We start from the raw sequence: 13,185 nt of genomic DNA, 5'->3' as shown, positions 1-13,185 counted from the left end.
TTCCGGCAGCCTTCAGTGGTCTTTGCAGAGTTAAGACAGGCGGCTTAGCGTTGCACTTCGAACTTGAATCCGCCGTTCCCGGCCACCACAATACAGGCCGCCAGAGTTGAAGCCTGTCGGGCAATCACTCTACAATCGCCAGCAACGCTGATAACCCGCAGGGCCAATGCCAATGAAAACCAAACTTGTCACCCGCGAAGGCTACAACAAGCTGAAACAGGAGCTGGACTACCTGTGGCGTGAAGAACGCCCGGAAGTGACGAAAAAAGTGACCTGGGCCGCCAGTCTGGGTGACCGCAGCGAAAACGCCGATTACCAGTACAACAAAAAGCGCCTGCGTGAAATTGACCGCCGGGTACGCTACCTGACGAAAAGCCTCGAACAGCTGCGGATCGTCGACTATTCGCCACAGCAGGATGGCAAAGTGTTCTTTGGTGCCTGGGTGGAAATTGAAAACGACGACGGCGATATCAAACGCTTTCGCATCGTCGGCTATGATGAGATTTTTGGCCGCAGGGACTATATCTCGATCGATTCACCGATGGCGCGCGCCCTGCTGAAAAAAGAGGTCGGCGATGCTGTGACGGTGCATACCCCGGCGGGTGAGGCGCTGTGGTATGTCAATGATATCGACTACCGGGCGACAGAAGATTAGGAATCTGGCGCAAAGCGCGCCGCGCGGCTGGCAATTTCGCCTGCCAGACCGTATAACTGTCCCCTGTTTTTTAATCCAGTGATAGCAGATAGTTGAACCGATGATGAATGATTCGCTGAGCCGCATTATTGCAAGTGAGCTTCAGGCACGGGCAGAGCAAGTTGACGCCGCCATTCGCCTGTTGGATGAAGGGAATACCGTGCCGTTTATCGCACGTTATCGTAAGGAAGTGACGGGTGGTCTTGATGACACACAGCTGCGCCAGTTGGAAACGCGTCTTGGTTACCTGCGCGAGCTGGAAGAGCGCCGCCAGTCGATTCTGAAATCTATTGATGAACAGGGAAAACTCAGCGCCGAGCTTGCCGCCGCCATCAACGGCACGATGAGCAAAACCGAGCTGGAAGATCTCTACCTGCCGTATAAGCCGAAGCGCCGCACGCGCGGACAAATCGCCATTGAAGCGGGCCTTGAACCGCTGGCCGACACGCTGTGGCAGGACCCTTCTCACGACCCGGAGCAGCTGGCTGCCGGTTATGTCGATGCTGACAAAGGCGTCGCCGATGTCAAAGCCGCACTTGATGGTGCGCGCTATATCCTGATGGAACGTTTCGCTGAAGACGCCGCCCTGCTGGCAAAAGTGCGTGACTACCTGTGGAAACATGCGCATCTGGTGTCACGCGTGGTGGAAGGCAAAGAGGAAGAAGGCGCGAAATTCCGCGACTACTTTGATCACCATGAAGCGCTGTCCAGCGTACCTTCGCATCGTGCGCTGGCGATGCTGCGCGGCCGTAACGAAGGCGTGCTGCAGCTGTCACTGAATGCAGACCCACAATTTGATGAGCCGCCGCGCGAAAGCCATGGCGAGCAGATCATCAGCGATCACCTGAACCTGCGACTGAATAACGCACCGGCCGACAGCTGGCGTAAAGCGGTGGTCAGTTGGACATGGCGCATCAAAGTGATGCTGCACCTGGAAACCGAACTGATGGGCAGCGTGCGTGAACGCGCGGAAGATGAAGCCATCAACGTGTTTGCCCGTAACCTGCACGACCTGCTGATGGCCGCCCCTGCCGGGATGCGCGCCACCATGGGCCTCGACCCGGGTCTGCGTACCGGGGTGAAAGTAGCGGTGGTCGATGCCACCGGCAAGCTGGTTGCGACTGACACCATCTACCCGCACACCGGCCAGGCCGCCAAAGCGGCAGTCGCCGTCGCCACACTGTGCAGTAAGCACAATGTGGAACTGGTCGCCATCGGTAACGGTACCGCCTCTCGCGAAACCGAGCGCTTCTTCCTTGATGTGCAGAAGCAGTTCCCGCAGGTGCAGGCACAGAAAGTGATCGTCAGCGAAGCGGGGGCATCGGTTTATTCCGCGTCTGAACTGGCGGCACAGGAGTTCCCGGATCTCGACGTCTCTATCCGTGGCGCGGTTTCGATTGCCCGCCGTCTGCAGGATCCGCTGGCCGAGCTGGTGAAAATCGACCCGAAATCCATCGGTGTCGGCCAGTATCAGCACGACGTCAGCCAGAGCCAGTTAGCGAGAAAACTGGATGCGGTGGTGGAAGACTGTGTAAACGGTGTCGGCGTCGATCTGAACACCGCTTCCGTGGCGCTGCTGATGCGCGTGGCGGGACTGAGCAAAATGATCGCGCAGAATATCGTTAGCTGGCGTGATGAGAATGGCCGTTTCCAGAACCGCCAGCAGTTGCTGAAAGTCAGCCGCCTGGGACCGAAAGCGTTCGAACAGTGTGCAGGCTTCCTGCGTATCAACCACGGCGAGAATCCGCTGGATGCGTCAACGGTGCACCCGGAGGCCTATCCGGTGGTGGAACGTATCCTGGCCGCCACGCGTCAGGCACTGGCAGAGCTGATGGGTAACCCGGCTGAGCTGCGTAATCTGAAGGCCGTCGATTTTACGGATGAGCGCTTTGGTGTGCCAACGGTCAGCGACATTATCAAAGAACTGGAAAAACCGGGCCGCGATCCGCGTCCTGAGTTTAAGACCGCGCAGTTCGCCGAAGGCATCGACACCATGAACGACCTGCAGCCGGGTATGGTGCTGGAAGGGGCGGTGACCAACGTCACCAACTTCGGTGCGTTTGTCGATATTGGCGTGCATCAGGATGGTCTGGTGCATATCTCATCGCTGTCCGACAAGTTCGTTGAAGACCCACACAAAGTGGTCAAAGCGGGTGATATCGTCAAAGTGAAAGTGCTGGAAGTCGATTTGCAGCGTAAGCGTATCGCGCTGACGATGCGTCTCGACGAGCAGCCAGGCGAGAGCAATGCCCGTGGTGGCAAAGGTGCGCCACGCGATCGCGATAATGGCCGTCCGGCACAGGGTAAAGCGCGGCCAAAACCGCAGCAGGCACCGCTGGGCAACAGCGCGATGGGTGATGCGCTGGCGGCAGCGTTCGGTAAAAAGCGTTAATTTTCCAGCCTGTCCGCCTGTAGCAGTCTGTTCCCCGGAGAGCCCCTTACTCCATGAGATGGGGGAAGGTCGTTTGGCTTCATCTTTGTATCTGACGAGCACCGGATGCTAACGCCCCTTCCCCCGCCTGCGGGGGAAGGCTGGGATGGGGGAGCAAACGACACCGATCGCAACACGTTGTTCCCCCTCCCCAGCCCTCCCCCACAGCGTGGGGGAGGGAGTTTCGGCACCTCAGCGATAAATCAGCCACTTTCTCTTATAGCATCACGCCCCCACAGGTTGCGCATTCAGTTCAACAGACTACAGTGAAAAAACAGGCTTTTTCTTACTGCGCATGTAGCTCGCTGAATAAACATGGATATAATCAATAACTTAATCGATGATATCTACCAAAACTCCTTTCCTGTCGCCAGTCGTGAGCGGTTGCTTTCCCATATCCGCGCCACGCGTGATGCTATCGATCACGCACGCAAGCGACACTGGGATGAAAAAGATGTGGTCCTGATTACCTATGCCGATCAGTTCCGCGAAAGTGAAGCCCCCACCCTCGCCACCTTCAGCCGTTTCTACCAGCAACATCTGCGTAATACCTTCAGCCTGGTACATCTGCTGCCGTTTTTTCCGTGGTCCTCAGACGATGGCTTCTCGGTTATCGATTATCATCGTGTCGATGCGACCTGCGGTGACTGGCAACATATCGCCGAACTTCACCAGCATACGCGGCTGATGTTCGATTTTGTTTGCAACCATATCTCGGCGCACAGCGCCTGGTTTAAGCACTTTCTGGCGCAGGACCCAGGCTGGGATGACTTCTTTATCAGCATGCCGCCCGCCACCGATCTGAGCGAGGTCACCCGTCCACGCACCTCGCCGCTGCTGACGCCGTTCGAATTTGCCGATGGCGAGACGCGCTTTATCTGGACCACCTTTAGCGCCGATCAGATCGATCTTAACTTCGCCAACCCGGAAGTGCTGATTCGCATGGTGGATGTGCTGCTCGACTACCTGAAAAAAGGCGCTGACTACGTGCGGCTCGATGCGGTCGGCTATATGTGGAAAACCCCTGGCACGCGCTGCATCCACCTGCAAAAAACCCATCAGCTGGTAAAACTGTTCCGTGCTATCGCGAACGACGTCGCGCCTGGCACCGTGATCCTCACCGAAACCAATGTGCCGCATAAAGACAACATCAGCTATTTCGGTAACGGCAGCGACGAAGCGCAGATGGTGTATCAGTTCTCGCTGCCGCCGCTGGTGCTGCACGCCATTCATAATGGCTCGGCACGTGCGCTGCGTCAGTGGGCCAGCACGCTGGAACCCGGTAAAGGCACTACCACCTTTTTTAACTTCCTGGCGTCCCATGACGGCATCGGCCTGAACCCGGCACGCGGCATTCTGCCGGAAGTGGAAATTGTCGCGCTGGTGCGCGACCTGGCGCTGGAAGGTGCACTGATCTCCTACAAAAACAATCCTGATGGCACCACCAGCCCGTACGAAATCAACGTCACCTATATGGATGCGCTGAATAAGCAGGATGATGATGATGACACGCGCGTGCGCCGTTTTATGCTGGCGCATGCGCTGCTGCTGGCCTTTCCCGGTGTACCCGCGGTCTATATTCAGAGCCTGCTCGGCTCACGCAACGACCTGGAAGGGGTGAAGGTGGCCGGGCATAACCGCGCGATTAACCGCGAAAAATTCGCGCTCAGCGAGATAGAAACACAGCTCAACAGCGGCTTGCGCCAGCAGGTGTTTACCCGCCTCAGCGCCCTGATTCAGCTGCGAACCCGGCAACCCGCCTTTCATCCCGACAATCCGCTGGAGCTCCTTGATAGCGACAACACGCTGCTGCTGTTGCGTCGTTACAGCCCGGATCGGCAACACAGTTTGCTGTGCGTCTATAACCTCAGCAGCAAAACCGTCGAGGTCACGCTGCCTGACAGCAAAAAGTATCGCGATATAATTGACGGCCAGCGGGTGGATGGCGCGCAGCCGCTGACGTTAGCGCCCTGGCGATATCTGTGGCTGCAATAAGATTTCTGATGCGATTTTGAGCGATTTCTGACGCGCACGATTTCATCGCCTCGCTATCATCAACTCTCCCATACCTTTCAGCGGAGAGATCAGGATGCCGAATTCGCTATTAACCTTTAATACCACCCCAGTCGCTACCGGATGGAATGCCACAGTACCGATTGATTACACTCTCACTACCTTTCATCACGCGCTCACCCAGAAGCTGTTAGCGACGGGTAACATCGGGCAAACACCGCATGCAATGAAGGTAGAGTCAGAAGTCGGGCATTTCGATGAAATGCTAATCTGGAACGAAAAGACAGTGATTCATGAACTTAATCTGATGAAGCAGCAGCAGGCGTTACGGCCAGTCTGCCTGAGAATTATCGATAACATTATTCCTTCGATAGTTAATTTTTTTTCGCGCCCACCAGCCACCAGCCCCACGCCAGAACAGGTTCATGAACATGTTCTGAAAATTGATCGGCTGGAAGCAAGCGCCGACACATTCCACATCATGTGTTCAGGTAAGGGTAAGCAGGCGACACAAGGTTCGTTACAGGAAAGGCTGAGCATATCAACTCATGACATGATCGAGTATGTCGGAAACGACAGCGATGGATGCCTGAAAAAATATCATCAACGACTACAAACGCATCGTAACGTAGCGGACATCGCGTTCCTGTCAGAAAATCGGAATGAATCTGAACACTCGCCAGATGATATGCAGGCGTTTGACCAGAATTCATTTATTCATCAGTCAGGAGATACGGCAGAAGCAACAGACAGTGATTCGCAGCAGGCCGGTGAAGTGACCGATAAAAGCAACGCAGCCGTAGTCCCGGATGCCGCACTTCAGGAAGCGAAACAGTGCGTGGCAGAGAATGATCAACGCATCCATGCACTGCATCAAATCAGGCATTCACTGCTGGATGGTCGTTCACCGCTGACGGCGTTCTCCCGCTGGCTGAACAAACTGTTACGCGGCAGATAGTCTTGCGACTCTCCGCCGGGATTTTCCCGGCGGGGCATCAGCAGCTCTGCGCTTTAACCTCCAGCAAATACTGGCAAAACTCATCAGGATGGGAAATAAAGGGCGCATGCGCGGCTTTCTCCATCACCCATGAGGTACTCTGCGGCCACGCGTCATCCAGCAGTTGCGCCACTTTGCGCGGCACCAGACCATCGAGGCGGCCATAAATACGCCACAGCGGTGGTGTCAGCGCGGTCATCTCGTGCCGCAGATCCACCGTGCGCAAAATCTCCAGCCCGCCTTCCAGCACCGCCACCGACGGCACCGGCTGTGACAGCACCACCTCTTTTAACTGGCGCGCATCCTGGCGGGCATGCTCAGTCCCCAGCGTCTGCAGCGCAAGAAAACGCTCCACCGTGCGCTGAAAATCGCTGCTCAGTTGCTGCTGAAAGTTTTGCAGGGTATCCGGTTTAATCCCCGGCCAGTCATCATTCGCGGCAAAGCAGGGAGACGATGCCACACTCACCAGCGCACGTACCTGCTGCGGAAAGCGCAGCGCCAGCCGGCTCGCCACCAGCCCGCCCAGCGACCAGCCGAGCCAGATCGCCCGTTGCGGCAACTGTGGTTGCAGGACATCCACCATCTCATCCAGCGACAGCGCACCAGATGCGCCGCTGCGGCCAAATCCCGGCAGGTCAACAAGGTGCAGACGAAAATGCGGGCTGAGTCGCGTCACCAGACCGCGCCATACTTCGGCATTCAGTCCCCATCCGTGCAACAGCACAAGATCAACATTTCCTGTACCCGTGGTCTGCCAGTAGAGCTGTGTCATCGGTTATTGTCCTGCCTGTGATTACCGGAGATGCTATGGAGGGCGCTATGCTACCAATACCAGGATGTTGTTGGCTATGCCTGATGCCGCTGGCGCTGCATCAGCAGGGGATTTGCAGCAGCTGTTACCGCCAGCTGCCGATCTCTGCGGCCACCTGCCCGCGCTGCGGCTTGCCAGCGGCGCACACTGACCGTGAATGCGGCCGCTGCCTGCAACGCCCGCCGCCATGGCAGGCGCTGGTAGCGGTCGGCGATTATCAGCCCCCTCTCAGCCAGCTGGTCGCGCAGCTGAAATTTCACCATACCACCGCACTCAGTGTGATGCTGTCGCGCCTGATTTTGCTAAGCTGGTTACAACAGCGGCGCAACCGGCGGCTGGTGCGACCGCATCTGGTATTACCCGTGCCACTGTATCAGCGACGCGCCTGTCAGCGCGGTTTTAATCAGGCAGAACTGCTGGCACGCGCACTGGCGCACTGGCTGGCCTGTGACTGGCAAGCCGATGGGTTACGTCGCCTGCGGGCGGCCAGTGTCCAGCACCAGTTGTCCGCGCGGGCACGGCGTCGTAATCTGCGTGGTGCATTCAGCCTTGAAATCGCAGTGCGCGGACGCCATATCGCCGTGGTCGATGATGTTGTCACCACGGGCAGCACTGTCGGTGAGATCAGTCGTCTGCTGCTGGCGGCAGGCGCGGCCAGCGTGCAGATATGCTGCCTGTGCCGTACCTTGTAGCCTGCCAGTGATGGGCGTATTATAAACAACTAAGCACGTTAACTATTGAGCAATCGCCATGATCCGAATTTCTGATGCTGCGCAAGAGCACTTCGCAAAACTGCTGTCAAACCAGGAAGATGGCACCCAGATCCGCGTATTCGTGATTAACCCGGGTACACCGAGTGCCGAATGCGGCGTGTCCTACTGCCCACCCGATGCAGTAGAAGCCACTGACACAGAACTGAAGTTTGACAAGCTGTCCGCCTATGTGGACGAGCTCAGCGCACCTTACCTGGTTGATGCGGAAATCGATTTTGTCACTGACAATCTCGGCTCGCAGCTGACGCTGAAAGCGCCGAACGCCAAAATGCGTAAAGTCTCTGAAGATGCCCCGCTGATTGAGCGCGTGGAATATCAGCTTCAGGCGCAAATCAACCCACAGCTGGCAGGCCACGGCGGTAAAGTCTCGCTGATGGAAATCACCGATGACGGTTACGCCATCCTGCAGTTTGGCGGCGGTTGTAACGGCTGTTCGATGGTCGATGTCACCCTGAAAGAAGGTATCGAGAAAGAGCTGCTGCAGACTTTCCCGGAACTGAAAGGTGTGCGCGATCTGACCGAACACCAGCGTGGTGAGCACTCTTACTACTGATATCTGTTTGGCAGAAGATTAACCTGCGTAATCCTCAGCTAATAACCGATCACCGGACAGTCCCTTCCCCCGTTAAACGAGGGAAGGTTAGGATGGGGGAACAACAGGCTCGGAGCATGTTGTTCCCCCTCCCCAGCCCTTCCCCACGACGTCGGGGAGGGCGCTTAATCCCCTATCCATCGCGTGGGGAGAGCGCAGTAAGATTAACCCCGCCGCCGGTTCACTTCCCTGAGCAACCGGTTCACGCCATCATCGGCAAACATCTCCTCCAGCGTTTTACTCAGCTTACGTCGCCAGTTAGGGTATTGCGTGGTAGTGCCCGGCACATTGACCGGCTGCGCCATATCCAGCCAGTCTTCCGGCTGCAATCCCAGCAAGGCGCTGCCGCTGTCAGCAAGAAAGCGGTGCATTGCGCGGTTCAGCGGAGGCGACATCGCCATCTTCTCTGCACGTTTGCCAAAGCGTTTCGGCACACAGCCATACTGGTGTAACGCGGTCAGTAATGCCTGCCGCTGCTGCTGGCGTTGCCGCTGCAAATCACTGAATACCACTTTATCGGGATACAACCCCAGTTGTTCGCCCAGCGCCAGATCGCCTGCACTCCAGAAGCCGCGTAACGTCGGCAGATCGTGCGTCGTCGCGCTGGCCATCGACTGGCGCGGCCAGTCGCCAGGCGCACGATAGCGGTCCGGCGCGCTTTGTTCGAAATAGAGTACCTTCCACGAATAGACGCCGCTGTCGCGCAGCTTGCCAATGATTTCCACCGGCACGGTGCCCAGGTCTTCGCCAATCACCATGCAGCGATGACGCTGACTCTCCAGCGCCAGAATCGCCATCAGATCTTCGACCGGATAATAGACATACGCCCCCTGGTCGGCGGTTTCGCCATAAGGTATCCACCACAGACGCAGCATCGACATTACATGGTCAATACGCAACGCACCGCAGTCGGCCATATTGGCGCGCAGCAGGTCGATGAATGGCTGATAGGCCTGTGCTTTCATCACATGCGGGTCCATCGGCGGCAACCCCCAGTTCTGCCCGAGCGGCCCGAGGATATCGGGCGGTGCGCCCACCGACGCCTGCAGGCAGTACAGATCGCGATGAAGCCAGGTTTCTGCACCGCCTTCTGCCACCCCGACCGCCAGATCGCGATACAGGCCAACCGGCATGCCACGCTGCTGGCTCAGCTGCCAGCAGGCGGCAAACTGCTGGTGCGCCAGCCATTGCAGCCATAACCAGAAACGCACTTCCTGCTGATGTTGCTGGCAAAAGTCCTGCACCGCTGCACTTTGCGCCTGCTGTAACGCTTCCGGCAAGGCGGGCCAGCCCCAGCGCTGCGCATCCTCCTGCAACTGTACGCAATGCAGCGCATCATAGGCCGCCTGATAGAACAGACTGTCACCGCCCTGCTCAATAAAGCGGGTGAACGCGGTATGGCTGGCATCCTGCTTATCACGCTGACAAAAGTGCTGCCACGCCAGCCGCAGCGCACGGATTTTCAGATCGCTGACCGCCGGGTAGTCCACCCAGTCTGCGCGCCGCGCCCGGGTCAGCGCCTGCTGCGTACTGCGCTGACGCCACCAGCGCTGTGCCGCCGGGCTTTGCTGAAAATCAGGAACCTGACTGACATCGATATACATCACATTCAGCCAGCGCCGCGACGACGGACTGTAAGGGCTGGCGCTCTCGGGTGCGGCCGGATAAAGCGCATGAATCGGATTGAGGCCGACAAATGCCCCCCCGCGATCGGCAAGCTGTTCCAGTAACTGACGCAGATCACCGAAATCGCCCATCCCCCAGTTACTCTCTGAGCGCAGGGTGTACAGCTGTACGCACGCCCCCCACAGTTTGTCGCCGTTATCCAGTGCAGCGGGTTGCCAGCAGCGCTTCGGCGCAACAATGATGCGACACGGCCACTGTTTTTTGCCCTGCGACAGCGTCAGCTGGTGATAGCCGTGCGCCAGACGAGGCGGCAGTGTCAGTGTCTCACCCGCGCGGGCTTCCCCCTGGTACGTTTTGCCCTTCTCACTGTGCAGCGTCCAGTGATAATGCCCTTTTCCCGCCAGCGGAAGGGTCAGCTTACGTGTACCGCTAAATACCCTGACCACCGGCACCGGCGCGCCATGTGTCGCAGGCTGTGGGGTCATCGCCGCCAGCAGACGCTGTTTGGTTTCCGGCGCAATCGCCTGTGGCTGCCCCTTTGCATTAATAAAGCTGGCGGCGATCCCCGCGGCCTCGGCTGCGCGCTCCAGTTTTTTGCCATCCATCATGCTCACGCCCGCCAGATACGTTGCTGATAATCACGAATTGAACGGTCGGAACTGAACATCCCGGTGCGCGCAGTATTGAGAATGGCGGTACGCGTCCAGGCTTCCTGATCACGCCACAACGCTTCCACCCGCTGCTGGGCTTCGCAATAGGCGGCAAAGTCCGCCAGCACCAGCCAGGGATCGCCACCTTTACCCAGGCTGTGCAGCAGCATATCGAAGGCATGCTTGTCACCATTGCTAAAGAACCCTTTCTCCAGCTCTTTCAGCAAATTATTCAGATGTTTATCTTTTTTGCGCAGCTTAAGGGGATCGTAGCCTTTGGCTTTCAGCGCCTTCACTTCCTCCACCGTGTGGCCAAAGATAAAGATATTCTCGTCGCCGACCTGTTCGGCAATCTCCACATTGGCACCATCCAGCGTGCCGATGGTCAGCGCACCGTTCAGCGCCAGTTTCATATTGCCGGTGCCCGAGGCTTCGTAACCCGCCGTGGAAATTTGCTCAGACAGATCCGCCGCCGGGATCATCAGTTCGGCGGCAGTAATGCGATAGTCGGGAATAAACACCACCTTCAGGCGGTCGCCCACCAGCGGGTCGTGATTGATTTTCTCAGCGACCTTATTAATGGCGTAGATGATATTTTTCGCCAGGTAGTAGCCGGGCGCCGCTTTGGCACCAAACAGAAACACGCGCGGCGTTATCTCTGCGTTGGGATTGTCGCGCAACTGACGATAACAGTGCAGGATATGCATCAGCCCCAGATGCTGGCGTTTATACTCGTGCAGGCGTTTGATTTGAATATCAAAAATAGCATCCGGATTGACGCTAATGCCCGTCAGCTGATGGATATAGCTCGCCAGCCGGGCTTTATTGTCGTGTTTAATCTGACGATAACGCTGACGAAACGCGGCGTCGTCAGCCAGCGGTTCCAGCCCACGCAGGGCATCAAGATGCGTCATCCAGTCGGTTTTTAAGGTCTCGTCCAGCAACGTCGCCAGCGCCGGATTGCACTGTTGCAGCCAGCGACGTGGCGTAATGCCATTGGTGACATTGTGGAACTTCTCCGGCCAGAGCTGGTGATACTCCGGGAACAGATCGCTCACCACCAGCCGTGAATGCAATGCCGCCACACCATTCACGGCAAAGCCGCTGACCACACACAGGTTCGCCATACGCACCTGACCCTCGTGCAGCACCGCCAGTTTCGCCCACACGGCGTCATCGCCAGGCCACTGTTTTTCCACCAGTTTCTTAAAGCAGCGGTTAATCTCTTTGATGATCTGCAGATGACGCGGCAGCAGGCTGCGCACCAGCTTCTCATCCCAGCGCTCCAGCGCTTCCGGCATCAGAGTGTGGTTGGTATAAGCAAACAGCTTGCTGGTGATCGCCCAGGCGTCATCCCAGCTGAGCTGGTGATCATCAATTAACAGGCGCAACATCTCAGGGATAGCGATGGTCGGGTGGGTATCATTCAGCTGTATCACTTCATACTGCGCCAGCGCGGCCAGCGGACGCCCGGCCTGCAAATGACGCCGCACAATATCCGCCACCGAACAGGCGCACTGGAAGTATTGCTGCATCAGGCGCAGGCGCTTGCCCTCCTGATGATTATCATTGGGATACAGCACTTTGGTCAGCTTGTCGGCATCAATTCCCTGCTGCTCCGCCTGCAGAAATTTGCCGTCATTAAACAACGTCAGATTAAATGGCTGGCGATGGCTGGCCTGCCACAGACGCAGTGGCTGAGTGACGCCATTGCGATACCCCACCACCGGCAGATCCCAGGCTTCGCCGCGGATCACCACCTCAGGGAGCCACTGCGGCTGGCCGCTGTCATCACGCGACACTTTGCCGCCTATCGGCACATCGACATCCAGCGCGGCGTTATGGCGAAACCAGGGGTAGTGATTGCGCTGCCAGTCATCCGGCGCTTCATGCTGCTGACCATCGTCAAACGACTGACGGAACAGGCCATACTGGTAATTCAGGCCATAGCCGGTGGCAGACTGGCCGACTGTCGCCATCGAATCAAGGTAACAGGCCGCCAGCCGCCCGAGGCCACCGTTACCCAGCGCCGGGTCGACTTCTTCTTCCAGTAATTCACTCAGGCTGATCTGTTGCTCTGCCAGCAGCGCCTGCACCTCCTGATACCAGCCGAGGTTAAGCAGGTTATTGCCGGTAAGCCGTCCGATGAGAAACTCCATCGAGATATAGTTCACATGGCGCTGCCGTTTTGCGCTTTTCGCCAGCGGATGCGCTGCCAGCTGTTCCGCCAGCGCGCTGCTGAGCGCCTGCCACCACTGCTGTGGTGTCATCTCCTGTGCCGAACTGAGTCCCAGATACTGCCAGTGACGCGTCAGCGCCGCCTTAAACCGTGCCTGCTGAAATTTTTGCTGCGCCATAAATCCCTTCCGCTAAATAAGTGATTTGCCAAAAATTGCTGCGCACAAACGGGTGTGTTGCCTGGAAGATAACCACCAGAACTTTAATTTAAGACGGCATTAGCAGAAAAAGAAAACGGATAAGGTGAAATAGTCGTCAGAGGGGGGACGCCCTCCCCCATGTTATGTGTACGGTCCGGGGACACAGTGAACACTTGTTCGGGGACATGGTAGACACTTACAACTAAGGCATAAGAACCCG

9 protein-coding genes are annotated in these 13,185 nt (G+C 57.4%); 6 read left to right on the top strand and 3 right to left on the bottom strand.

Translation table 11 applies throughout. The features are described from left to right. Positions 1-172: 172 nt before the first annotated feature. The 4 genes from greB to ACSZO1_RS18850 all read left to right on the top strand — a co-directional run bounded on the left by greB (position 173) and on the right by ACSZO1_RS18850 (position 6,096). Entirely contained in the window at positions 173-655 is a 483-nt protein-coding gene (greB, locus tag ACSZO1_RS18865) for a transcription elongation factor GreB (RefSeq protein ID WP_437615381.1), read from the top strand. A gap of 100 nt (positions 656-755) precedes the next feature. Continuing rightward, entirely contained in the window at positions 756-3,086 is a 2,331-nt protein-coding gene (locus tag ACSZO1_RS18860; protein ID WP_437615379.1) for a Tex family protein, read from the top strand. 354 nt (positions 3,087-3,440) lie between these two features. Next, positions 3,441-5,120, top strand: a complete 1,680-nt coding sequence (locus tag ACSZO1_RS18855; RefSeq protein WP_437615377.1) for an alpha-amylase family glycosyl hydrolase — start codon at positions 3,441-3,443, stop codon at positions 5,118-5,120. Positions 5,121-5,214: 94 nt separating this feature from the next. Then, the gene (locus ACSZO1_RS18850; RefSeq protein WP_437615375.1) at positions 5,215-6,096 is read left to right on the top strand and encodes a hypothetical protein; all 882 of its coding nucleotides are present in this window, start codon (positions 5,215-5,217) and stop codon (positions 6,094-6,096) included. A gap of 37 nt (positions 6,097-6,133) precedes the next feature. Here the strand turns inward: ACSZO1_RS18850 and bioH are convergent, their stop codons facing one another. Further along, complete coding sequence (gene bioH, locus ACSZO1_RS18845) at positions 6,134-6,907, bottom strand: pimeloyl-ACP methyl ester esterase BioH (RefSeq protein ID WP_437615373.1); 774 nt, start codon at positions 6,905-6,907, stop codon at positions 6,134-6,136. A gap of 47 nt (positions 6,908-6,954) precedes the next feature. On the opposite strand from bioH, the gene gntX reads away from it, so the two are divergent. Beyond that, a complete protein-coding gene (gene gntX, locus ACSZO1_RS18840) occupies positions 6,955-7,638 on the top strand; it encodes a DNA utilization protein GntX (protein WP_437615371.1) in 684 nt (227 codons plus the stop codon). A gap of 58 nt (positions 7,639-7,696) precedes the next feature. After that, positions 7,697-8,272 (top strand): Fe-S biogenesis protein NfuA, encoded by a 576-nt coding sequence (nfuA, locus tag ACSZO1_RS18835; RefSeq protein ID WP_437615369.1) that lies wholly within the window; start codon positions 7,697-7,699, stop codon positions 8,270-8,272. Between the two features lie 203 nt (positions 8,273-8,475). Here the strand turns inward: nfuA and malQ are convergent, their stop codons facing one another. Both malQ and malP read right to left on the bottom strand, forming a co-directional pair. Continuing rightward, positions 8,476-10,542 (bottom strand): 4-alpha-glucanotransferase, encoded by a 2,067-nt coding sequence (malQ, locus tag ACSZO1_RS18830; protein ID WP_437615383.1) that lies wholly within the window; start codon positions 10,540-10,542, stop codon positions 8,476-8,478. A gap of 5 nt (positions 10,543-10,547) precedes the next feature. After that, entirely contained in the window at positions 10,548-12,944 is a 2,397-nt protein-coding gene (gene malP / locus ACSZO1_RS18825) for a maltodextrin phosphorylase (RefSeq protein ID WP_437615367.1), read from the bottom strand. Between the last annotated feature and the right edge of the window lie 241 nt (positions 12,945-13,185).

The organism is Erwinia sp. V71 (assembly GCF_965644245.1).
Taxonomy (GTDB): Bacteria; Pseudomonadota; Gammaproteobacteria; order Enterobacterales; family Enterobacteriaceae; genus Erwinia.
Note: the sequence above shows the minus strand (reverse complement) of the source record. Positions and strands in the feature narration are given on the sequence as shown.